Below are 22684 nucleotides of genomic sequence, written 5' to 3' on the forward strand. Positions count from 1 at the left end.
CTCTCCTTCCCCCCCCGACGCTCTGCCGCTCGGGGGTGGGTGGGGCGGACCCCGTCGCGCTACCCCCCCCGGCGTACGCCGGGGGTCTTCGCGAGGACGTCGGGTCAGACGCTTACGCCGCGGGCGCGCAGATACGCGATCGGGTTCATGTCGGAGCCGTACTCCGGCGAGGTCCGGGCCTCGAAGTGGAGGTGCGGTCCGGTCGAGTTGCCGGTCGAGCCCGCTAGGCCGATCTGCTGGCCGGGCATCACCCGCTGGCCGACCGAGACGTTGATCGACGACAGGTGGCCGTACTGGGTGTACGTGCCGTCGTTCATGCGCAGCACGATGTTGTTGCCGTACGCGCCGCCCCAGCCGGCCTCGACGACGGTGCCGGCGCCCACGGCCACGACCGACGTGCCGGACGCGGCGCGGAAGTCGACGCCGGAGTGGCTGCCGGAGGACCACAGGGACCCGCCGGCCTGGTAACCGGTGGTCACGAACGAGCCGGCGACGGGCAGCCGGAAGGAGTTCAGGCGGCGGCGCTCGGCCTCACGGGCGGCGCGCTCCTTGGCCTCGCGGGCCTCCTTCGCGCGCGCCTCGGCCTTGCGCTTCGCCTCGGCCTTCGCCTTCGCCCGGGCCTTGGCGGCCGCCTCGGCGGCCTCCTGCTTCTGGACGGCGGCCTGGTCGGCGATCTCGTCGGCGATGGACCCCATGGAGACGATCTGAGTGAGGCCGGTGTCCTCGACCGAGGGCTCGGCGTCGGCGGCGAGCGCCGGGGAGGCGAGGCTTCCGATGACGCCGGTGGTGGCCAGAGTCGCGACGCCGGCGATGTTCCGGCTCCTGCGCGTCAGACGGCTCGGGGCACGGTGCTTCCCGGTGGCACGGGTGAACGCCATGAAAAGGCTGGTCCTTTCCTTCCTTCTCGCCTACCGGGTTAGCTGACGGGTTCGGAGCAGGAAGGTCTCCTACGGGCCCCTCCGCGCGGGCGAAGGCGTCCGATTCACCCCAGGGGACTGGGTCCCCGGCTCCCCGGGCTCGCGCCTGAAGGGGACTCGGCGATGACTGTCCGATGCCGCGGGTGCGGCGTGATCCAGGCGGACAGCCGGACCGACGCTAGGCAGTTCATCCGTCGATCACCAAACGGACAGCGCCTTTTGTAGCGCATGCCACAGGGCAGACAGGCCACCTCCCCAACAAACCGGACATAGGACGGAACCCCGGCATACAGCTCGAAGCCGGGGTTCCGTTTGGATGCATCGCACCCGTTCTGCGCGCTTCTTCTGATGCGCGGCTTTCGATCAGCCCGTGACGACGGTCACTTCACCGATCCCGAGCGCCCTGACCGGAGCCTCGATCTGCGCCGCGTCGCCGACCAGCACCGTGACCAGACGGTCCACGGGGAACGCGCTGACCACCGCCGCGGTCGCCTCCACCGTGCCCGTCGCAGCCAGGCGGGCGTACAACTGCGCCTGGTAGTCGTCCGGGAGGTGCTGCTCGACCTGGTCGGCGAGCGTGGCCGCGACCGACGCCGCGGTCTCGTACTTCAGGGGGGCGACGCCGACCAGGTTCTGCACGGCGACGTCGCGCTCGGCGTCGGTGAGCCCCTCCGCCGCCAGCGTGCGCAGCACCGTCCACAGGTCCTGCAGCGCGGGGCCGGTGTTCGGCGTGTCCACGGAGCCGCTGATGGCCAGCATCGAGGCGCCTGAGCCGTCCGGGGCGGACAGCAGCACCTGGCCGAAGGCCCGGACGCCGTAGGTGTAACCCTTCTCCTCGCGCAGGACGCGGTCGAGCCGGGAGGTCAGCGTGCCGCCCAGACAGTACGTGCCGAGCACCTGGGCGGGCCAGACGCTGTCGTGGCGGTCGGGGCCGGTACGGCCGATCAGCAGCTGCGTCTGCACGGCGCCGGGGCGGTCGACGATGAACACCCGGCCGGTGTCGTCGGCCGTGATCGCCGGCACGGGCCGGGTGGCCGCCTTGTCGCCCGTCCAGGCCCCGAGGGTCTCCGCGAGGACGGCGTCCACATCGATGCCGGAGAGGTCGCCGACGATCACGACGGTCGACGTGGACGGCCGAACGTGCGCCTCGTAGAAGGCCCGTACGGCCGCGGAGTCGATCCTCGCCACCGTCTCCTCGGTGCCCTGGCGTGGCCGGGACACCCGCAGGGACGACGGGAAGAGCTCCTTGGAGAGCTGCTTGGCTGCGCGGCGGGCCGGGTTGGCCATCTCGTGCGGGATCTCGTCGAGGCGGTTGCGGACGAGCCGGTCGACCTCGCCCGCCGCGAAGGCGGGGGCGCGCAGGGCGTCGGCGAGCAGACCGAGCCCCTTGGGCAGCCGGGAGGCGGGGACCTCCAGCGAGACACGGACACCGGGGTGGTCGGCGAGCGAGTCGAGCGTGGCGCCGCAGCGCTCCAGCTCGGCGGCGAAGTCCTCGGCGCTGTGCTTGTCGGTGCCCTCCGAAAAGGCGCGGGCCATGATCGTGGCGACGCCGTCGAGGCCCTCGGGCTCCGCCTCCAGGGGCGCGCCGAGGAGGATCTCCACGGCGACGACCTTCTGGCCGGGGCGGTCGCAGCGCAGCACGGTCAGCCCATTGTCCAGGGTGCCGCGCTCGGGGGCCGGGAAGGCCCAGGGCCGGGCTGTGCCGGGGGTGGGCTGCGGGTGGAAGTCCATGGTCACGGCAGCGTCGCTCACTGGTCCGCCCCCTTGTGCTCGTCGTCGTCGGCCGCCGCGGTCTCGTCGCTGATGTCGCTGTCGTCGGCGGAGATGGGCTCGTAGACCAGGACGGCCCTGTTGCGCGGGTGCAGCCTGGCCTCGGCGACCGCCTGCACCTCCTCGGCGGTGACGTCGAGGACGCGCTGCACGGCGGTCAGCGCCAGCTGCGGGTCGCCGAACAGGACGGCGTAACGGCACAGTTCGTCGGCACGGCCGGCAACGGTGCCCAGCCGGTCGAGCCATTCGCGCTCGAGCTGGGCCTGGGCGCGCTCCATCTCCTCGGGCGTCGGGCCCTCGGCCGCGAACCGCGCGAGCTCCTCGTCGACGGCGGCCTCGATCTGCGGGACCTCGACGCCGCCGGACGTCTTGACGTCCAGCCAGCCGAGCGACGGGGCACCGGCCAGGCGCAGCAGCCCGAACCCGGCGGCCACGGCCGTCTGGTCGCGGCGCACCAGGCGGTTGTGCAGCCGCGAGGACTCGCCGCCGCCGAGGACGGTGAGCGCCAGGTCGGCGGCGTCGCACTCGCGGGTGCCGTCGTGCGGGAGGCGGTAGGCGGCCATCAGGGCGCGGGCGGGGACCTCCTCGACGATCTCCTCGCGCAGCTGCTCGCCGATGACGTCCGGCAGGGAGCCGTCGCGCGGGGGCTGCTTGCCGTCGTGGGACGGGATGGAGCCGAAGTACTTCTCGATCCATGCGAGCGTCTGCTGCGGATCGATGTCACCGACGACCGAAAGCACCGCGTTGTTCGGCGCGTAGTAGGTGCGGAAGAAGGCGCGGGCGTCCTCGAGGGTCGCCGCGTCGAGGTCGGCCATCGAGCCGATCGGCGTGTGGTGGTACGGGTGGCCCTCGGGGTAGGCGAGGGCGGTCAGCCTCTCGAACGCCGTGCCGTACGGCACGTTGTCGTAGCGCTGGCGGCGCTCGTTCTTGACGACGTCGCGCTGGTTCTCCATCGACTCGTCGTCGAGCGCGGCCAGCAGCGAGCCCATGCGGTCGGCCTCCAGCCAGAGCGCCAGCTCCAGCTGGTGGGCGGGCATGGTCTCGAAGTAGTTGGTGCGCTCGAAGCTGGTCGTGCCGTTCAGCGAGCCGCCGGCGCCCTGGACGAGCTCGAAGTGGCCGTTCCCCTTCACCTGGGCCGAGCCCTGGAACATGAGGTGCTCGAAGAGGTGGGCGAGTCCTGTACGGCCCTTGACCTCGTGACGGGAGCCGACGTCGTACCAGAGGCAGACCGCGGCGACCGGGGTCAGGTGGTCCTCCGAGAGCACGACGCGCAGGCCGTTGGCCAGGCGGTGCTCGGTCGCTGTCAGGCCGCCGGAGTCGGCCTGAGCTGTGGCCGTGTGACCCATGGGCATGTACGTCCCTTCGATCGCGATGCTGAATGTGCTGCCAGACCTGCCACTGTATGCAAGCGTGCTGACACCTGGCGAAGTTCCCGGCCGCCGGTCGGCGTTGTTCGCCCGCTCGAGGGGGACGCGGCCGCGGGGCCGCGGCGGGCCCTGTGCCCGGGTCGCGGTCCACGCTGTCAGCGGGACGGTCCACAATGGTCGGCGTCAGATCCAGCCTGGTACGTGAAGGAGCAGCAGCCGCGATGGCCCGCCGCAGCACGAAGACCCCACCGCCGGACGATTTCGAGGAGAGGATCCTCGACATCGACGTCGTGGACGAAATGCAGGGCTCCTTCCTCGAGTACGCGTACTCGGTGATCTACTCCCGCGCCCTGCCCGACGCCCGCGACGGCATGAAGCCGGTGCACCGCCGCATCGTCTACCAGATGAACGAGATGGGCCTGCGCCCCGACCGCGGCTACGTGAAGTGCGCCCGCGTCGTCGGCGAGGTCATGGGCAAGCTGCACCCGCACGGCGACGCGTCGATCTACGACGCCCTGGTGCGCATGGCGCAGCCGTTCTCGATGCGCCTGCCGCTCGTCGACGGCCACGGGAACTTCGGCTCATTGGGCAACGACGACCCGCCGGCCGCCATGCGGTACACCGAGTGCCGCATGGCGGACGCCACCAGTCTCATGACGGAGTCGATCGACGAGGACACGGTCGACTTCCAGTCGAACTACGACGGCCAGGAGCGGGAGCCGGTCGCCCTGCCCGCCGCCTACCCGAACCTCCTGGTCAACGGGGCCTCCGGCATCGCGGTCGGCATGGCGACCAACATGCCCCCGCACAATCTGGGCGAGGTCATCGCCGCGGCGCGGCACCTGATCAGATATCCCCACGCCGACCTCGAAGCGCTGATGCGCCATGTGCCCGGCCCCGACCTGCCGACCGGCGGCCGGATCGTCGGCCTCGGCGGGATCAAGGACGCCTACGAGACCGGCCGCGGCACGTTCAAGATCCGCGCCACGGTGTCCGTCGAGACGGTCACCGCCCGCCGCAAGGGCCTGGTCGTCACCGAACTGCCCTTCTCGGTCGGTCCCGAGAAGGTGATCTCCAAGATCAAGGACCTGGTCTCGGCGAAGAAGCTGCAGGGCATCGCCGACGTCAAGGACCTCACGGACCGGCAGCACGGCCTGCGCCTGGTCATCGAGATCAAGAACGGCTTCATCCCCGAGGCCGTCCTGGAGCAGCTGTACAAGCTGACCCCCATGGAGGAGTCCTTCGGCATCAACAACGTGGCGCTGGTGGACGGCCAGCCGCTCACGCTGGGGCTGAAGGAACTGCTGGAGGTCTACCTGGACCACCGGTTCGACGTGGTGCGCCGGCGCAGCGAGTTCCGCCGCACCAAGCGCCGCGACCGGCTCCACCTGGTCGAGGGACTTCTCGTCGCCCTGCTCGACATCGACGAGGTCATCCGCCTGATCCGCTCCAGCGACAACTCCGCCCAGGCCAAGGAACGCCTGATCGAGCACTTCTCGCTGAGCGAGATCCAGACGCAGTACATCCTCGACACTCCGCTGCGGCGCCTGACCAGGTTCGACCGGATCGAGCTCGAGAGCGAGCGCGACCGGCTCAACAGCGAGATCGAGGAGCTCACCCGGATCCTGGAGTCGGACTCCGAGCTGCGCAAGCTGGTCTCCGCCGAACTCGCCGCGGTGGCCAAGAAGTTCGGCACCCCGCGGCGCACGGTGCTGCTGGAGTCCGCGGGCGTGCCCGCGCCCGCCGCGTCGCTCCAGGTCGCGGACGACCCGTGCCGCGTGCTGCTGTCCTCGACGGGCCTGCTGGCGCGCACCGCCACCGGTGAGCCGCTGGAGGACCACGGCACCAAGCGCACCAAGCACGACGTGATCGTCTCGGCGGTGCTCACGACGCAGCGCGGCGAGGTGGGTGCGGTGACGTCTGCCGGACGGCTGCTGCGCCTGTCCGTGATCGAGCTCCCGCAGCTGCCGGACACGGCGTCCGACCCCAACCTCGCGGGGGGTGCGCCGGTCGCGGAGTTCCTGACGCTGGAGGCGGACGAGCAGGTCGTCTGCCTCACCACGCTGGAGGAGTCCTCGCCGGGCCTCGCGCTCGGCACCGCGCAGGGCGTGGTCAAGAGGGTGGTCCCCGACTATCCGTCCAACAAGGACGAGTTGGAGGTCTTCGCGCTCAGGGACGGGGACCGGATCGTGGGCGGCACGGAGCTGCGTACGGGCGAGGAGGACCTGGTCTTCATCACCTCCGACGCGCAGTTGCTGCGCTTCCCCGCCGCGCAGGTGCGGCCGCAGGGCCGGGCGGCAGGCGGTATGACCGGTATCAAGCTGGCGGAGGGTGCCGAGGTGATCTCGTTCACCGCGGTCGACCCGGCCGGGGACGCGGTGGTGTTCACGGTGGCCGGCTCGCAGGGCACGCTGGACGAGGCTCCGACGACGGCGAAGCTCACGCCGTTCGACCAGTACCCGCGCAAGGGGCGCGCCACCGGAGGTGTGCGCTGCCAGCGCTTCCTGAAGGGCGAGGACATGCTGGTCCTGGCCTGGGCCGGCGCAGCCCCGGCGCGCGCGGCGCAGAAGAACGGCGCACCGGCGCAGTTGCCGGAGCTCGACCCGCGCCGTGACGGCTCGGGCACGCCGCTGACGTCACCGGTCGCGGTCCTGGCGGGTCCCGCGAGCTAGAGCACCTGGTCGGGGGTGCCGGTCCCGTCCGGCTCCCCCGGCTCGTCCACCCCGTCCGGCTCAGTGGGCACGTAGCGCAGGACGCCCCACATGCTGCGCTCGTCGGGGCGGTCCTCGGGTCCCCTCAGCGCGCAGGCCTCGACCTCCTTGCGGAGCCACGCGGCGTCGATGCCGGAGCCGATGAGCACGAGCTGCGTCATGGGCGGCTCACCGGCCGGCCAGGGCTGCGGGGAGAAGCGCAGGAAGCGCCCGACCGCGTGGACGGCGTACCGGTTGCGCGGATCCGCCGCGCCGAAGTCGACGAAGCCCTTGATCCGGTACAGCCCGGCGGGCCTGGAGTCGAGGAACGCCATGAGCCGTCGCGGGTGCACCGGTGCGTCGAGGGCGACGGAGACACTGTCGTACGCGGCGTGCAGATGCCCCTCGTGCCCGTGGCCGTGCTCGCGGTCGTACGCCTCCGCGTACAGGTCCTCGAAGGAGAGCTGGCGGACCTTCTCCTCCTGTTCGGGCCGTACGGCAGGGTCCAGGAGCAGGGCGGGGTCGACCCGTCCGTACTGCGCGGAGACGACGGGTGTGGCCCCGGCGAGCTCGGCGAGCGTGTCCAGCAGCCGCTCCTGTCCGGCTTCGTCCACGCGGTCGGTCTTGTTGAGGACGACGAGGTCGGCGACGGCGAGGTGCCGGTCGAGCTCGGGATGCCGGGCCCTGGTGTCGTCGAACTCGGCGGCGTCGACGACCTCGACGAGCCCTCCGTACACGATCCGCGGATTGTCGCTGGCGAGAATCATCCGCACGAGCTCCTGCGGCTCGGCCAGCCCGGAGGCCTCGACGACGATGACGTCGATCCGCGCCGAGGGGCGGGTGAGCTTGTCCAGATAGTCGTCCAGCTCGCTCGCGTCGACGGCGCAGCACAGGCAGCCGTTGCCGAGGGAGATCGTGGAACCGACCTGACCGGCGACGGTCATGGCGTCGATCTCGATCGACCCGAAGTCGTTGACGACGACACCGATGCGATTGCCGCCGTTGCGGCGCAGCAGGTGGTTGAGCAGCGTGGTCTTTCCTGATCCGAGGAAGCCCGCGAGGACGACGACGGGGATCTGGGACCTGCTCGGGCTCACTGCTGCACCTCGGACGGTTGGACTGCTCCGGCGGCCCAGGATAAGGGCGCACGTGAAGTGAACGATTGTTAGCAGCGCGCACCGGGCACACATTCGACACGGTCCCGGAAGGAACGCCTCGGCGTTCCCTCCGTGCGCCGTCGTCTCCGCCTCCCCGCCGGTCAGAGCCGCTCGGCACTCTGGGAGTCAGCAGTCATGCAGTCGACGACCGCTCACCGGTGCGCTGCGCCCGCACTCCGCCCGGTCCGGTGTCCGGTCGCCTGTCTCGGGGGTTGACATGAGCACACAGGGAAATCGGCACCAGCGGGGGGTGGCGGCGGGTATCGCGCTGGTCATCGCCTCCGCGACCGGCGTGGTGGGACTGGTCGCCGCGCTCAGCCTCGCCATCAGTTCGACGATGGAGGCGCTCGCACCCGACACCGACGTCTCCGCCGCGAACGCCGTCTTCTCCGGCCTGGCCTTCGGCGCCGTCCTCGTCGCCCTGATCATCCAGCACGGCCAGCTCCGCCGGCAGAACTCCAGCCTCGCCACCCAGCTTCAGCACATGGAGGCCGCCAACGGCTACCAGCGGCGCGCCGACATCACGAGCCAGCACCGGCTCCAGTTCGAGCTGCTGTCCAAAGCGATGGACGATCCGGATCTCGCCGAGGTGCTCAACGCGTACGGTGACCACGTCCCGCCGGTGCGCCGGCGGCAGTATCTGTACGCCAACGCTCTCTACGGCAACCTGCTGCACGCCTACCGGATCGGCTCGACCAGCGAGCGGGACCTGAACGGTCATGTGAAGGTGATCTGCCGCAGCCCTCTCTTCCGCGAGTACTGGCGAGAGACCCGTCAGCATCGCGCCGAGCTGCCGTACGAGTCGGACGAGGCGAAACTGGGGCGGATGGTCGACCGGGTGATCGACGAACGCCCGGCGGGGTGACCGAGGAGCAAAGCCGTCGTTTCACCTGTGTGTAAACGGAGGCCGCAGTGGTCCGGTCGTGGCACACTGCGCCCCAGCCGTGTCACCCCTCTCCCACACACAAGGATCGGCGCCAGTGAAGATCGTTCGTAGGATCGGAGCGTCCCCTCGCGAGCGCGGAAGCCTGTCCGGGCAGACCTGCCCGGACATTTTCGAGCTCAGCGACGGCCGCTTCGCCGTGATCGGCACCGAGGCCACGGAAGACCTCGACAAGGAGCTTCCCGCCGACGCCGCCCGCGCGGACTACGAGCGCATCGTGATCATCAGTCGCGAAACGCTCATCAGAGCCAAGGCCGACATCCCCGACGCGTAACGGCCGGCGGGGACCGCACGTGCTCGGCACCGACCGGTGCCGAGCACGTCGTCGTTCCGGCCCCGTGAACCGCCTCGGCGTTCCTAGCCTGCCGAGGCCCCCGGGGCGCGGAGAGGCTCGTGCGGGAATCGCGTCGTGCGGAGGCGTCGTGTGCGGGCCGGGTGCCGAATCGTCCATTTCGAAAAGCGGGCCGCGCCGTTTACCGTTCGTAGGCATGAGCCCCGTACCGACCGCCCCCGCCCGGCGACGGCGGTTCGGCTGGCCGCAGCGGGTCTTCTCCCAGGTCCTGCTCATGCAGCTGGCCATCGCCACCGGCGTCACCGCGCTGGCCACCGGCCTTTTCCTCGCGCCGCTCAGCTCCCAGCTCGACGACCAGGCGATGCGGCGCGCCCTGGCCATCGCGCAGACCACCGCCTCCCCCGAGCTCGCCGACGAGGTGACCGGCACCCGCCCGTCCGCCGACGGCCCGGTGCAGAAGGAGGCCGAGCGGATCCGGGTCTCCACCGGCGCCGAGTACATCGTCGTCATGGACGACAACGGCGTGCGCTGGTCGCACACGTCACCCTCCGAGATCGGGCGCATCGTCTCGACCGACCCGAGCGAGGCTCTCGCCGGCCGCGAGGTGATGGAGATCGACAGCGGCACCCTGGGACGCTCCGCGCGAGGCAAGGTGCCGCTCAAGGACGACGAGGGCCGGATCGTCGGGGCCGTGTCGGTCGGCATCGAGTACGACAGCGTCCGCGCCAGGCTGCTCGCCGCCATCCCGGGACTCATCGCGTACGCGGGCGGTGCGCTGGCCGTCGGCGCGCTGGCGGCCTACCTGATCTCCCGCAGGCTCCAGCGACAGACCCACGACCTCGCCTTCTCCGACATCTCCGCCCTGCTCGCCGAACGCGAGGCCATGCTCCACGGCATCCGTGAAGGCGTCGTGGCCCTCGACCGGACCGGCAGGATCCGGCTGCTCAACGACGAGGCGCAGCGCCTGCTGGGGGTCGGCCCCGACGTCACCGGCCGGCCGCTGGACGAGGTGCTGGGCGAAGGCCGTACCACCGAGGTGCTCGCGGGCCGCGTCAGCGGCGAGGACCTGTTGACCGTACGGGGCAGCCGGGTACTGATCGCGAACCGGATGCCGACCGACGACGGAGGCGCCGTGGTCACTCTGCGCGACCGCACCGAGCTGGAACAGCTGGGCCGGGAACTCGACTCGACCCGAGGCCTGATCGACGCCCTGCGCGCCCAGGACCACGAGCACGCGAACCGGATGCACACCCTCCTCGGCCTGCTCGAACTGGAGATGCACGAGGAGGCCGTGGAGTTCGTCACCGAGGTCGTCGGCGTGCACCGGGCCACCGCGGAGCAGGTCACGGAGAAGATCCACGACCCGCTGCTGGCGGCGTTGCTCGTGGGCAAGGCGACCGTGGCGGCCGAGCGCGGGGTGTCACTGCGCATCGCGCCCGAGACGCTGCTGCCCGACCGGCTGGTCGATCCGCGCGGACTCGTGACCGTCGTCGGCAATCTCGTCGACAACGCGCTGGACGCGGCAGCGGGCACGCCGGACGCGACGGTCGAGGTGGAGCTGCACGCGGAGGACCGCACCGTCGTCCTGCGCATCGCGGACAGCGGGCCCGGGGTCCCGCCCGAGCGGCGTGAGCTGATCTTCACCGAGGGCTGGTCGACCAAGGAGCTGCCCGCGCACGGCAAGCGCGGGCTGGGGCTGGCGCTGGTGCGCAGGTTCGCCGAGCGGCAGGGCGGCGCGGCGGTGGTGAGCGAATCCGCCGCGGGCGGCGCCGAGTTCACCGTCGTCCTGCCGGAGGCACTGACCGAGCAGCCGCTCGCGGCCATGGGAGCGGCGGAGGTGCCGACGGCCGTCGCCGGGACGATGCGAGAGACACGATGATCGACGTACTGGTCGTGGACGACGACGTCCGGGTCGCGGAGATCAACGCGGCCTACGTCGCCAAGGTGCCGGGCTTCCGGGTCGCCGCCATCGCCCACTCGGCCGCCGAGGCACTGACCCGTATCGCCGAGACGCCCGTGGATCTGATCCTGCTCGACCACTATCTGCCGGACGAGAACGGCCTCGCCGTGGTCCGGGAGCTGCGTCGTCTCGGCCATCAGACCGATGTGATCATGGTGACGGCGGCCCGTGACGTGGCGACGGTCCAGGACGCCATGCGTCATGGCGCCCTCCAGTACCTGGTGAAGCCGTTCAACTTCGCCGGGCTGCGCACCAAGCTGGAGGCGTACGCGGCGCTGCGGCGCACCCTCGAGGGAGGCGGCGAGGCGGAGCAGGCGGAGGTGGACCGCATCTTCGGCACCCTGTCGGCGCGGTCGGTCGCGCCCGAACTGCCCAAGGGGCACTCACCGACGACGGCCGAAGTGGTGCGCCAGGTCCTGCTGGCCGCCGAGGGCCCGCTCTCGGCCCAGGAGATCGCGGAACGGGCGGGGATGAGCCGACAGACCGCACAGCGCTACCTGAAGCTGCTGGAACGGGCGGACCGCGTGCGGCTGAGCCTCAAGTACGGCGAGACGGGCCGTCCCGAACACCGCTACTCCTGGACGACCAGCGGCTGAACCTGCCCCCGGTGTGCGGTACGGGCAGGCTCGGACGCCACGTCACACCGCTTCGACCGGAGGCCGGTTGATCGACAGCTCGGCTGCCGGCGGGACCGCCGGCAGGCCGCACAGGCGGCCCGCTACGCGGCACCGGCCCCGGTCAGCGCCCGTACCTCGGTCTCGGCATGCCGGGCCAAGTCCGGCGGCTCCGACGACGTGACAGTGCCGATCCAGCCCGCGAGGAAGCCGAGCGGGATCGAGACGAGCCCTGGGTTCTCCAGCGGGAAGACGTGGAAGTCCATGCCCGGGAAGAGCGCCTGCGGGCTCCCGGACACCACCGGCGACAGCACCACGAGCAGCACCGAAGGGATGAGACCTCCGTAGACCGACCACACCGCCCCGCGGGTGGTGAACTTCCGCCAGAACAGCGAGTAGAGCAGGACGGGCAGGTTCGCGGACGCGGCGACCGCGAACGCCAGCCCCACCAGGAAGGCCACGTTCAGGTCGCGGGCCAGCAGTCCGAGCCCGATGGCGACGGCGCCGATCCCGACCGCCGCGATCCTGGCGACCGCCACCTCGCTGGACCCTCCGCCCTCGCGGTCGGCCGGGCGTCGCAGGGTTGCGTACAGGTCGTGCGCGACCGAGGCAGAGGACGCCAGCGTGATGCCCGCGACGACCGCGAGGATCGTCGCGAAGGCCACGGCGGCGACCACCGCGAAGAGCACGGTGCCCCCGGTCGAGCCCGCTCCCCCGCCGAGGTCGAGGGCGAGCAGCGGCACGGCGGTGTTCCCGGCGGCGCTCGACGCCCGTACCTCGTCCGCGCCCACCACGGCCGCGGCGCCGAAGCCGAGCACGATCGTCATCAGATAGAAGCTGCCGATGAGGCCGATGGCCCAGACGACCGAGTGGCGGGCGGCTCGCGCGGTCGGCACGGTGTAGAAGCGCGACAGGATGTGCGGCAGTCCTGCCGTGCCCAGCACCAGTGCCAGGCCGAGGCTGATGAAGTCGAGACGCGCGGTCCAGTCGCCCCCGTACCGGAGCCCGGGTGAGAGGAACTCCTTGCCGTGTCCGCTGCGCTCGGCAGCGGAGTCGAGCAACTGGCCGATGTCACCGCCGAACCGCATCAGTACGAGCACGGTCATCGCGATCGCGCCCGCCATCAGCAGCACGGCCTTCACGATCTGGATCCAGGTGGTGGCTCGCATCCCTCCCATCGACACATAGATCACCATCAGGGCGCCCACGCCGACGACAGTCCACGAGCGCGCGGCTTCGCTCGTCCCGCCCAGCAGCAGCGCGACGAGGGACCCGGCTCCCACCATCTGCGCCACCAGATAGAGAACGGACACGGTGATCGAGGAAGTTCCCGACGCGATGCGCACGCGTCGCTCCTTCATCCGGGAGGCGACCACATCGGCGAGAGTGAACCGGCCGCAGTTGCGCACCAGTTCCGCCACGAGGAAGAGAACGACGAGCCAGGCGACCAGGAACCCGACGGAGTAGAGCATTCCGTCGTAGCCGAACAGGGCGATGAGTCCGGAGATGCCGAGGAAGGAAGCGGCCGACATGTAGTCGCCCGCGATGGCGAAACCGTTCTCCATCGGGGAGAAGAGCCGCCCGCCCGCGTAGAACTCCTCGGCCGACCCGTGCCTGTGGCGGCTCACCCATGTCGTGATGCCGAGGGTGACGGCGACGAACGCGCTGAACAGCAGCAGCGCCAGTGCCTGGTGGTCGCCGCTCAACGCCCGGCCCCCCGGGTCATCTCCTGGGTGTCCCACCGCAGTTCGAGCGCCGCACCGTCGCGCCGCCGACAGGCATGGCGGGCATACGCCCAAGTCAGCAGAAACGTGGTGAGGAACTGGCCGAGTCCTGCCACCATCGCCACGTTGACCGCGCCCGCGACCGGGCGGGCCATGAGATCCGGAGCGGTGGTCGCGGCCACCACGTAGGCGAGGTACCACAGGAGGAAGGCGAGGGAGGCAGGCACGACGAACCGCCGGTAGCGGCGGCGTACTTCCTGGAAAGCGGCGCTGCGCTGCACCTCCAGATAGATCTCGGCAGCGCTCGGACCGGTCTCGCCCTGCTGCGCGGACACCGGCGGGGTCACGGGGACCCGCCCACCGGTGCCGTCCACATCGCCCCAGCCGGAGGCCGGCGTGTCGTACCACGGGTCCTCGACCCGAACCGCCGACGCGCCTTGCCCTTCCTTCTCGTCCACGCTCAACTCTCCTTGTCAGCGAACCTTTTCGGCCCGCATGCACAAGAATGGACAAAGCGAGAAGATCTCGGACTCTTCTCCCAGGGCTCTTCACTCCATCAGGTGATGCCCGTCCCCGGTGGCTGAGCGAGCCCTTCCCGATAGGCGTACCGCACCGCCTGCGCGCGGTCGTGCAGACCGGCCTTCGCGAAGAGATTGTTGATGTGCGTCTTCACCGTCGCCGTGGAGATGCCGAGCCGACCCGCGATGTCCGCGTTCGCCAGGCCTTCGGCGATCAGGGTGAGCACCTCGCCCTCACGGGTCGTCAGACCGTCGGGCAGGCGGGGCGCGGCCGCCGGTGGCTCGGCAGTGACCATGTTCCAGCAGCCGCTGCTGCACGACCGGTGAGAGGCCCGCTCCGCCCGCCATGACGTCCTGGACGGCCCGGACGATCTCGTCCCCGTCCGCGTCCTTCGTGAGATAGCCGCGCGCCCCTGCCCGCAGTGCCGGGAAGAGCGAGTCGTCGTCCGCGTAGGTGGTGAGCACGACGACCTGTGTCGCGGCGTGCTCGGCGCGGATCCGGCGGGTCGCCTCCACGCCGTCGCAGCGCGGCATCCTCAGGTCCATCAGCACGATGTCGGGGGCCAGTTCGGCGACGAGCCGGACCGCTTCCTCCCCGTCCCTGGCCGAGCCGACGACCTCGATGCCGGGCAGCAGCCCCAGCAGCATCACGATGCCCTCGCGCACCACGGCCTGGTCGTCGGCGACGACCACTCTGGCGATCCGCCCGCTCATACCGGCACTCGCAGCCGCACCACGAACCCCTCCCCCTCCGGTCCCGCGTCCAGGGTGCCGCCGGCCAGTTCGGCCCGCTCGCGCATCCCCAGCAGACCGTATCCGGCGCCTGATGCCATGAGGTCACCGGTCTTCTGCCGCGCCCCGAAGTCGCGCACCTCCAGGGCGATTTCCCCCTCCAGATAGGCCAGCACGATGCGCACATCGGCTCCGTGCGCGTGCTTGCGCACATTGGTCAGGGCTTCCTGGGCGACTCTCCGTACGGCCTGCGACGCCTCGGCGGGAAGCTGCCGCCGCTCCCCCGTGACCTCGGTCCGTACCCCGTCGGCGGCTGCCAGCTCGCGCAGGTAGTCCTCCACCGGCGCCATCTCGCCCCGCAGCGCCGACAGCGCCTGCCGGGTCTCTGCCAGCCCCTCACGGGCCATGGCGCGCGCCGCGACCACCCGCTCAAGGATCTTGTCCCGGAAGGGGCCCTCGGGGCCTCGCTCGATCTGCAGCCTGGCCGCCTCCAGGTGCACGAGCTGCGCGGAGAGGCTGTGCGCGAGCACGTCGTGGATCTCCCGGGCGATACGGGCCCGCTCGGCGAGGGCCGCCGACGTCGCTTCCGCCTCGCGAGCCGCCCGTTCCTGCGCGAGAAGCCGGTACCCGGTGCCCTTGGCGTGGGCGTCGAGCCGCAGGGAGTAACCGGCGAGCACCACCGCCGCGGTGGTGACCCATGCGCCCCACCGGCTGTCGTCGGTGAGGGCGAACCCGACGAACTGCACGGCGACCGTGCCCAGCGCCGCGGCGAGCGGCATACGCGCCATGGCCATGACGCAGCAACTGATCCACAGCACCACCGCGGGAACGTCGGCACCGGCGGCGTAGGCTCCGGCCCCCACCGCGCACAGGACTGCCAGCAGCCCCAGCGAGGCAAGCAGCCGGTTGGCCAGCGTCGTCAGGTGGAAGCGCATGACGGCCGCTGCGCAGCCGGCGAGCCCGAGCGGCGGCAGCACAGCGCTCCAGCCGTGGAATGCACCGGATGCGTAGGAGCTGTACACGGCCCAGCCGGCCAGGCCGAGGAGCATGGCCATGTCCAGCGCGATACGCGCCTTCGGGATCCCGATCCGGGACAGCGCCTCGCGCGTCGGCCACTCGGTCCATCTGCTGCCGGGCACCCATGTCCTCCTCCGTCCGCGCCGATGCTACGGAGGCGATGGCCCGCGCCGGATCGGGCCGGGGGAGGAAGCGGGGGTGGAGCCCGGCTCCACCCCCGGGTGGGCGTCAGGCGTCGATGCGGGAGCGGTCGAGGGTGGCCGCCGAGCTGGTGATGAACTCCTTGCGGGGCGCGACCTCGTTGCCCATCAGCAGGTCGAAGACCTGCTCGGATGCCTCGAGGTCGCCGATGTTGATCCGGCGCAGGGTCCGGTGACGCGGGTCCATCGTGGTCTCCGCGAGCTGGTCCGCGTCCATCTCTCCGAGGCCCTTGTAGCGCTGGATGGAGTCCTTGAAGCGGACGCCCTTGCGCTGGAACTCGAGCAGCGTCTGCCGCAGCTCGTTGTCCGAGTACGTGTAGACGTACTTGTCCTGGCCCTTCTTCGGCTGGATCAGCTCGATCCGGTGCAGCGGCGGAACAGCGGCGAACACCCGGCCGGCCTCCACCATCGGCCGCATGTACCGCTGGAAGAGGGTGAGCAGCAGGGTCCGGATGTGGGAACCGTCGACATCGGCGTCCGTCATCATGATGACCTTGCCGTAGCGCGCCGCGTCGATGTCGAAGGTGCGGCCGGAGCCCGCCCCTATGACCTGGATGATCGCGCCGCACTCGGCGTTCTTCAGCATGTCCGAGACGGACGACTTCTGAACGTTGAGGATCTTGCCGCGGATCGGCAGGAGCGCCTGGAACTCGCTGTTGCGTGCCAGCTTGGCCGTGCCGAGCGCGGAGTCTCCCTCGACGATGAAGAGCTCGCTGCGCTCCACGTCGTCACTGCGGCAGTCGGCGAGCTTGGCGGGCAGCGACGAGGACTCCAGGGCCGTCTTGCGGCGCTGCGCCTCCTTGTGCTGGCGGGCCGCGATGCGCGTACGGGCGGCGGCGACGGCCTTCTCCAGGACGGCGCGGGCCTGGGCCTTCGCGTCCCGCTTGGTGGAGGTCAGGAAGGCCTTGAGCTCCTTGGCGACCACGTTCGCGACGATCCGGTTGGCGGCCGAGGTGCCGAGGACCTCCTTGGTCTGGCCCTCGAACTGGGGCTCGGCGAGCCGGACGGTCACGACCGCTGTGAGGCCCTCCAGGGCGTCGTCCTTGACGATGTCGTCCTCGGCGACGCGCAGCAGCTTGGTGGAGCGCAGGACCTCGTTGACCGTCCTGGTCACCGAGCGCTCGAAGCCGGTGACATGGGTGCCACCCTTGGGGGTGGCGATGATGTTGACGAACGACCTGACCGTGGTGTCGTAGCCCGTGCCCCAGCGCAGGGCGACGTCGACGCCGAGCTCGCGGGTGACCTCGGTCGGGGTCATGTGGCCGCGGTCGTCGAGGACGGGGACGGTCTCCTTGAAGGTGCCCTGGCCGCTCAGCCGCAGCACGTCGCAGACCGCCTTGTCCTGCGCCAGATACTCGCAGAACTCGCTGATCCCGCCGTCGAAGCGGAACGTCTCCACGCTCTTGCCTTCGCCGTCGCCGCCCGCCGGGCCGCGCTCGTCGTGCACGACGATGGTGAGCCCGGGGACCAGGAAGGCGGTCTGCCGGGCGCGCTGGTGGAGCGTCTCCAGGGAGAGCCTGGCGTCCTTGAGGAAGATCTGGCGGTCCGCCCAGTACCGCACGCGGGTGCCGGTGCGGGCCTTCGGCACGCGCTTGCCCTTCAGGAGCCCGTTGGCCGGGTCGAAGGGGGCGTCGGGGCCCGACTCGGTGAAGATGCCGGGCACGCCGCGCCGGAAGCTGATCATGTGGGTGGCGCCGCCGCGGTCCACCTCGACGTCGAGACGCGCGGAGAGCGCGTTCACCACAGAGGCGCCGACGCCGTGCAGACCGCCGGAGGCCGCGTAGGACCCGCCGCCGAACTTGCCGCCGGCGTGCAGCTTGGTCATCACGACCTCGACGCCCGACAGGCCGGTCTTGGGCTCGACGTCGACCGGGATGCCGCGGCCGTTGTCCCGGACCTCGACGGACCCGTCCTCGTGAAGGATGACCTCGATGTGGTCGCAGTGGCCACCGAGGGCCTCGTCCACGGAGTTGTCGATGATCTCCCACAGGCAGTGCATCAGGCCACGGCTGTCGGTGGACCCGATGTACATGCCGGGCCGCTTGCGGACCGCTTCGAGGCCCTCCAGGACGAGCAGGTGCCGCGCGGTGTAGTTGGAACCGTCACGGTCTGCGGTCAGCAGCGCTGTGGACGGCACGGACGTTTCGGCGGTCACGCGGTTCGCTCCTCGCTGAATTTCAGATGTGGCCAAGTGGGGTAAAGGCCGGGGCGTCGGTCGCCGCCCAGAGCCTACCGAGGCCTGGTAGAGCCGATGTAACGCCACCCTCTTGATTTCTCATGCTAGTCCAGCATCGCATACGTGTTCGATCCCTCGATGGGGTGACGTGCACATCACGTTCCCTTCCAGGCATGAACCATTTAGGCTCCGGGCACGTCCTCATGAACAACCGGCAACCCAGCCGGGAGGGCCAAACGAGACAAGCAACGCGAAATCCGTAGAGCGAAGCAATACGGCTCATTCGCCGCCAACCGGCAGCAGACAGCCGCCTCGGAAAAAAATTCGAGGGAAAGCCCCGAGCGGGAACGTTTTCGGGCTGGTTGGATGTTGCACCTGGTACGACAGCTCGTCGAGCTAGAGAAGAGGCGACGTGACTACTGTTCTGACCCCCGCGAGCCCGCTGACGGCCGCTGACCGCTGCGACCGCTGCGGCGCTCAGGCGTATCTGCGCGTCGTCCTGATCAGCGGCGGTGAACTGCTCTTCTGCGCCCACCACGGACGCAAGTTCGAGCCGGAACTCAAGAAGATCGCCGCGGAGATACAGGATGAGACGGACCGACTGACGGCCGTTCCGGCCGGAGCCGGCGAAGAGGACCACTGAGACCTCGCATCCACGACGAGCCATGAGCCGGTCGAGGACCGGCGTCGGGCGGCTGCCCCCTGGACACAGGGAGCAGCCGCCCGCTCTCATACAGGGACCGCGGGGATGAACGCGGCAGCGGTCAGTGGCCGACCAGGACGTTCCCCCCGGTGATCAAGGGGGCGACGGTCGACACCCGGGTGTAGACCCCAGGTGCTTCGGGTCGGCCGCAGCCACTGCCCCATGAGACGAGGCCGATGAGCCGCCCGCGTGCGATCAGCGGGCCCCCGCTGTCCCCCTGGCAGGCGTCCCGCCCGCCCTGCGGAGCCCCGGCGCAGAGCATGGTGGTCTTCATGTACCGGCTGCCCAGTCTGCCCGGGTACGCCCGCTCACAGGTCGCGTCCGGCAGGACCGAGACACGCGCCGCACGCAGCGTGGGCGCGTAGCCGCCCCCGCCCGTGGTGTCGCCCCAGCCGTAGACGGTGGCCTCGGTGCCGGGCGCGTACACGTCCTCGCCCGCCTTCGCGACCGGGAGCACATTGGTACCCGGCAGGGCCTCCGAGAGCGTCAGGACCGCCATGTCGGCCGTGTTCGTGGCGGGGTCGTACGCCGACGAGACCTGGCTCGAGCGGACGGCGATCTCCCGTCCGCCCTGCCCGTCCAGCGCGGACCGGCCGGCGATGACGCGCAGATCCCGTACGGCGCTCACGTCCTTGCCCAGCACGGCCCGGCTGAGGCAGTGAGCGGCGGTCATCACCTTCGTGGGCGCCACGACGACGCCCCCGCAGAACTGCCCGGCCCGCGTTGGGCCGAACCGGTCACGGCTGGACAGGGCGACGACCCAGGGACTCTCTTCGGCCTTCACCTCGAAGCCGCCGACGACCACCCGGTCGGCGGCTGCGGGCGATGGCATCGCCAGTGGCGCCAGGACTGCGGCGGCGATGAGGGCCGGAACCCCGGCCAGTCCTCGGGCTGTGGGACGACGCATACGGCCTCCTGACTCTGCGTGAATGGTGTGCACCCAGAGTGGTGCAGGGTGCCCCCGACCGCACCCGCGAGAGAACCTGGACACGACAATGGGCCCGGTCCCCATGGGGGACCGGGCCCTTTCGCGGCATTGGCCGCAGGCGCGCCGACAACCTAGTCGAGGTAGTCCCGCAGCACCTGGGAACGCGACGGGTGACGCAGCTTCGACATCGTCTTGGACTCGATCTGACGGATGCGCTCACGCGTCACGCCGTAGACCTTGCCGATCTCGTCGAGGGTCTTCGGCTGACCGTCGGTGAGACCGAAGCGCATCGAGACGACGCCCGCCTCACGCTCGGACAGCGTGTCCAGGACCGAGTGCAGCTGCTCCTGGAGGAGCGTGAAGCTGACCGCGTCGGCCGGCACGACCGCCTCGGAGTCCTCGATGAGGTCACCGAACTCGCTGTCGCCGTCCTCGCCGAGCGGCGTGTGCAGCGAGATGGGCTCGCGGCCGTACTTCTGGACCTCGATGACCTTCTCGGGGGTCATGTCGAGCTCCTTGGCCAGCTCCTCCGGGGTGGGCTCGCGGCCCAGGTCCTGGAGCATCTGGCGCTGCACCCGCGCGAGCTTGTTGATGACCTCGACCATGTGCACCGGGATACGGATGGTGCGGGCCTGGTCGGCCATGGCGCGGGTGATCGCCTGACGGATCCACCAGGTGGCGTACGTGGAGAACTTGTAGCCCTTGGTGTAGTCGAACTTCTCGACGGCACGGATCAGACCGAGGTTGCCCTCCTGGATCAGGTCCAGGAAGAGCATGCCGCGGCCGGTGTAGCGCTTGGCCAATGAGACGACCAGTCGGAGGTTGGCCTCCAGCAGGTGGTTCTTGGCGCGGCGGCCGTCCTCGGCGATGATCTCCAGCTCGCGCTTGAGCTTGGGGGCGAGCTTGTCCGAGTTCGCCAGCTTGTCCTCGGCGAACAGGCCCGCCTCGATGCGCTTGGCGAGCTCGACCTCCTGCTCGGCGTTGAGGAGCGGGACCTTGCCGATCTGCTTGAGGTAGTCCTTGACCGGGTCGGCGGTGGCACCGGCGACGGCGACCTGCTGTGCGGGCGCGTCGTCCTCGTCGTCGTCGGAGAGGACAAAGCCCTTGCTCTCGCCTTCGGGCTCCTCTTCGTCGCCCTTGGCGCCGGGCTGGACCTCGTCGAGCAGCTCTTCGCCCTCGACGATCTCGTCGTCCTTCTTGCCCGCGGTCTTCTTCGCCGCGGTCTTCTTGGCGACCGTCTTCTTCGCCGCGGTCTTCTTGGTCGCCGCCTTCTTGGCGGCGGTCTTCTTTGCGGGCGCGGCGGCCGCCGACTCGTCCGCCGTGACGTCGACGGTCTCGGGCGACGACGCCGCGGTGGCGTCGACGGTCTTCGCCGGAGCCGTCTTGGCGGCGACGGTCTTGGTGGCGGTGCGCTTTGCCGGGCTCTTCGCTGCGACGCTCTTGCGGGCGCGCTTCGGCGACTCCGCTGCACTGACCATCAGCGTCACACCCTCTTCCTCGAGGATCTGGTTGAGGCTGCGCAGAACATTCTTCCACTGGGTTGGCGGAATCTGGTCAGCCTCGAAGGCCCGACGCACGTCATCGCCGGCGATCTGCCCATCAGCCTTTCCCCGCTCGATGAGCGCCATCACAGACTCGGACTCGGCGATCTCCGGCGGGAGCGTACGGGATGTGCTGGCCGACACGAACAACCTCTCGGAACGATGGAAAACGGCTTCCGGCCCCACCCATGATCGGGCCGGAGCCGACGACCACCGGGCTGCGGATGTACCGGTGGCGCGGGCGGAACCTCGGAGCTGTCACAGCGCCGTCCCCGGCAGCTGTATTCCCTCCTCGGCTGTCACCTCTTAAGTCATCGCACGGCTTCGAGGAGCGTTACGCCCAATCCGCGTGGCCCGAGTCACACCGCATATGCCATGAAACGGCCAGATGGGGGCGTTCGCCGCACAGCGTGTCGCCGGATCCCGGCGGAATCCGGCGACACGCTGTGCGTACGCCTCCGCACTCCCGACCGCCCTGGCGGTCAGTGCTCGCGCGGGGCGGGGACCACTCGTTCCGCTTCCGGGTGAACCGTGAGCAGTTGCCGCATGGCCGATTCGGCGGCCTGCGAGTCGCCTGAGGCGAGCGCTTCGGCGATACGGGCGTGTTGGGCCACGGCGGCTTCGTTCGGGCGGTCACAGCCCGTGACCGGCCCGCCGGACACCTGGAGTGCGGCGGACACGATCCCCGACAGGTGCTCCAGCATGCGGTTGCCGGCGAGCTGGATGAGCAGGGAGTGGAACTCGGCATCCGCCCGCGAAAAGGTGAGCCCGTCACCCTGGGCCAGGGCGTGCCCCATGATCTCGACCATGTCGGCCAGCCGCTGCTGGGCGTCGTCACGGCCGTGCCCGGCGGCGAGGCGGGCGGCGAGCGGCTCGATGGTCCAGCGCAGCTCGTTCAGCTCCCGGCGCTGGTCGTCGCGCTGGGGGCCGAAGGCGCGCCACTCGATGATGTCGGGGTCGAGCAGATTCCAGTCGCTCACGGGGCGTACGCGAGTGCCGACATTGGGGCGGGCACTGACCAGACCCTTGGCCTCGAGGACGCGCAGGGACTCGCGGACGACGGTGCGGGAGACCTCGAAACGCTGGCCGATCTCCTCGGGGACGAGCGGACGATCGGCACCGAGGTCGCCGGCGACGATCATCTGGCCGAGCTGCTGGACGAGTTGACCGTGCAGACCTCGGCCGCGGCTGCCTGCCGCGCGGCGGGCGACCCGGCCCAGCTCCGCGTCCGCGCCTTCCCAGGAGGGGGGGCCGACGCGGTCGACGCCCGGCGACTCCGCGTAGGGATATCGGTCGAGTTCGCCCGGGCCTGCGAGGCCGGTCTCGGAGGGGCGGGCGGCGGTCATCATGGTGTGCGCAAGGGTACTCACGCATCCTTTGTCGGCTCCGCTTCCGGGCCCCTTGAGGTCTTTGGTGAAAAGCACACGAAAGGGTG

The 22684-nt window shown here is 70.5% G+C and carries 17 protein-coding genes, 1 pseudogene and 1 riboswitch; of the genes and pseudogenes, 6 read left to right on the top strand and 12 right to left on the bottom strand.

Annotated elements, in window-relative coordinates:
- Nucleotides 1–104 precede the first annotated feature (104 nt).
- The 3 genes from ACWD0A_RS26675 to ACWD0A_RS26685 all read right to left on the bottom strand — a co-directional run bounded on the left by ACWD0A_RS26675 (nt 105) and on the right by ACWD0A_RS26685 (nt 4039).
- Nucleotides 105–878, bottom strand: coding sequence for a M23 family metallopeptidase (locus ACWD0A_RS26675; protein ID WP_451302063.1), 774 nt, complete (start codon nt 876–878; stop codon nt 105–107).
- Nucleotides 879–891: 13 nt separating this feature from the next.
- A riboswitch (cyclic di-AMP (ydaO/yuaA leader) is annotated at nt 892–1050 on the bottom strand.
- Nucleotides 1051–1280: 230 nt separating this feature from the next.
- Complete coding sequence (locus ACWD0A_RS26680) at nt 1281–2648, bottom strand: M16 family metallopeptidase (RefSeq protein ID WP_451302149.1); 1368 nt, start codon at nt 2646–2648, stop codon at nt 1281–1283.
- 17 nt (nt 2649–2665) lie between these two features.
- Nucleotides 2666–4039 (bottom strand): M16 family metallopeptidase, encoded by a 1374-nt coding sequence (locus tag ACWD0A_RS26685; protein WP_451302065.1) that lies wholly within the window; start codon nt 4037–4039, stop codon nt 2666–2668.
- Nucleotides 4040–4275: 236 nt separating this feature from the next.
- Between ACWD0A_RS26685 and ACWD0A_RS26690 the strand changes: the two genes are divergently transcribed.
- On the top strand, nt 4276–6726 hold the full coding sequence (locus ACWD0A_RS26690) for a DNA gyrase/topoisomerase IV subunit A (protein ID WP_451302067.1): 2451 nt from the start codon (nt 4276–4278) through the stop codon (nt 6724–6726).
- Here the strand turns inward: ACWD0A_RS26690 and ACWD0A_RS26695 are convergent.
- Nucleotides 6723–7841, bottom strand: a complete 1119-nt coding sequence (locus ACWD0A_RS26695) for a CobW family GTP-binding protein (RefSeq protein ID WP_451302069.1) — start codon at nt 7839–7841, stop codon at nt 6723–6725. The two genes, ACWD0A_RS26690 and ACWD0A_RS26695, sit on opposite strands and share 4 nt — an antisense overlap.
- Nucleotides 7842–8118: 277 nt before the next feature.
- On the opposite strand from ACWD0A_RS26695, the gene ACWD0A_RS26700 reads away from it, so the two are divergent.
- The 4 genes from ACWD0A_RS26700 to ACWD0A_RS26715 all read left to right on the top strand — a co-directional run bounded on the left by ACWD0A_RS26700 (nt 8119) and on the right by ACWD0A_RS26715 (nt 11692).
- The gene (locus ACWD0A_RS26700; RefSeq protein WP_451302071.1) at nt 8119–8766 is read left to right on the top strand and encodes a DUF6082 family protein; all 648 of its coding nucleotides are present in this window, start codon (nt 8119–8121) and stop codon (nt 8764–8766) included.
- A 115-nt stretch (nt 8767–8881) separates the two neighbouring features.
- Nucleotides 8882–9118: a hypothetical protein gene (locus ACWD0A_RS26705; protein WP_177151644.1), complete on the top strand. Its 237-nt coding sequence runs from the start codon at nt 8882–8884 to the stop codon at nt 9116–9118.
- 214 nt (nt 9119–9332) lie between these two features.
- The gene (locus ACWD0A_RS26710; protein ID WP_451302073.1) at nt 9333–11015 is read left to right on the top strand and encodes a sensor histidine kinase; all 1683 of its coding nucleotides are present in this window, start codon (nt 9333–9335) and stop codon (nt 11013–11015) included.
- A complete protein-coding gene (locus tag ACWD0A_RS26715; protein ID WP_451302075.1) occupies nt 11012–11692 on the top strand; it encodes a DUF7342 family protein in 681 nt (226 codons plus the stop codon). The genes ACWD0A_RS26710 and ACWD0A_RS26715 overlap by 4 nt, the downstream gene beginning before the upstream one ends.
- Before the next feature lie 122 nt (nt 11693–11814).
- Here the strand turns inward: ACWD0A_RS26715 and ACWD0A_RS26720 are convergent, their stop codons facing one another.
- From ACWD0A_RS26720 to ACWD0A_RS26740, 5 genes and pseudogenes are all read right to left on the bottom strand, one after another.
- The gene (locus ACWD0A_RS26720; RefSeq protein WP_451302077.1) at nt 11815–13416 is read right to left on the bottom strand and encodes a solute symporter family protein; all 1602 of its coding nucleotides are present in this window, start codon (nt 13414–13416) and stop codon (nt 11815–11817) included.
- The gene (locus tag ACWD0A_RS26725; protein ID WP_451302079.1) at nt 13413–13892 is read right to left on the bottom strand and encodes a DUF485 domain-containing protein; all 480 of its coding nucleotides are present in this window, start codon (nt 13890–13892) and stop codon (nt 13413–13415) included. Before ACWD0A_RS26725 ends, ACWD0A_RS26720 begins: the two co-directional genes overlap by 4 nt.
- A 98-nt stretch (nt 13893–13990) precedes the next feature.
- Nucleotides 13991–14666: pseudogene (locus tag ACWD0A_RS26730) on the bottom strand (response regulator).
- A complete protein-coding gene (locus tag ACWD0A_RS26735) occupies nt 14663–15823 on the bottom strand; it encodes a sensor histidine kinase (protein ID WP_451302081.1) in 1161 nt (386 codons plus the stop codon). Before ACWD0A_RS26735 ends, ACWD0A_RS26730 begins: the two are co-directional and overlap by 4 nt.
- Before the next feature lie 106 nt (nt 15824–15929).
- A complete protein-coding gene (locus tag ACWD0A_RS26740; protein WP_451302083.1) occupies nt 15930–18056 on the bottom strand; it encodes a DNA gyrase/topoisomerase IV subunit B in 2127 nt (708 codons plus the stop codon).
- Between the two features lie 433 nt (nt 18057–18489).
- Between ACWD0A_RS26740 and ACWD0A_RS26745 the strand changes: the two genes are divergently transcribed.
- A complete protein-coding gene (locus ACWD0A_RS26745) occupies nt 18490–18720 on the top strand; it encodes a DUF7455 domain-containing protein (protein WP_100109587.1) in 231 nt (76 codons plus the stop codon).
- A gap of 121 nt (nt 18721–18841) precedes the next feature.
- Here the strand turns inward: ACWD0A_RS26745 and ACWD0A_RS26750 are convergent, their stop codons facing one another.
- The 3 genes from ACWD0A_RS26750 to ACWD0A_RS26760 all read right to left on the bottom strand — a co-directional run bounded on the left by ACWD0A_RS26750 (nt 18842) and on the right by ACWD0A_RS26760 (nt 22619).
- On the bottom strand, nt 18842–19687 hold the full coding sequence (locus ACWD0A_RS26750; protein ID WP_451302085.1) for a S1 family peptidase: 846 nt from the start codon (nt 19685–19687) through the stop codon (nt 18842–18844).
- Nucleotides 19688–19839: 152 nt separating this feature from the next.
- On the bottom strand, nt 19840–21393 hold the full coding sequence (locus ACWD0A_RS26755) for an RNA polymerase sigma factor (RefSeq protein ID WP_451302087.1): 1554 nt from the start codon (nt 21391–21393) through the stop codon (nt 19840–19842).
- Nucleotides 21394–21731: 338 nt separating this feature from the next.
- Nucleotides 21732–22619: a FadR/GntR family transcriptional regulator gene (locus ACWD0A_RS26760; protein ID WP_451302089.1), complete on the bottom strand. Its 888-nt coding sequence runs from the start codon at nt 22617–22619 to the stop codon at nt 21732–21734.
- Nucleotides 22620–22684: the final 65 nt, after the last annotated feature.

Source organism: Streptomyces sp. NPDC002867, assembly GCF_053591895.1.

Bases quoted from the DNA above. Each gene is read 5' to 3' on its own strand.
- ACWD0A_RS26715 (WP_451302075.1), top strand. From the start codon at position 11,012: ATGATCGACGTACTGGTCGTGGACGACGACGTCCGGGTCGCGGAGATC.
- ACWD0A_RS26685 (WP_451302065.1), bottom strand. From the start codon at position 4,039: ATGCCCATGGGTCACACGGCCACAGCTCAGGCCGACTCCGGCGGCCTG.
- ACWD0A_RS26710 (WP_451302073.1), top strand. From the start codon at position 9,333: ATGAGCCCCGTACCGACCGCCCCCGCCCGGCGACGGCGGTTCGGCTGG.
- ACWD0A_RS26675 (WP_451302063.1), bottom strand. From the start codon at position 878: ATGGCGTTCACCCGTGCCACCGGGAAGCACCGTGCCCCGAGCCGTCTG.
- ACWD0A_RS26750 (WP_451302085.1), bottom strand. From the start codon at position 19,687: ATGCGTCGTCCCACAGCCCGAGGACTGGCCGGGGTTCCGGCCCTCATC.
- ACWD0A_RS26700 (WP_451302071.1), top strand. From the start codon at position 8,119: ATGAGCACACAGGGAAATCGGCACCAGCGGGGGGTGGCGGCGGGTATC.
- ACWD0A_RS26680 (WP_451302149.1), bottom strand. From the start codon at position 2,648: ATGGACTTCCACCCGCAGCCCACCCCCGGCACAGCCCGGCCCTGGGCC.
- ACWD0A_RS26690 (WP_451302067.1), top strand. From the start codon at position 4,276: ATGGCCCGCCGCAGCACGAAGACCCCACCGCCGGACGATTTCGAGGAG.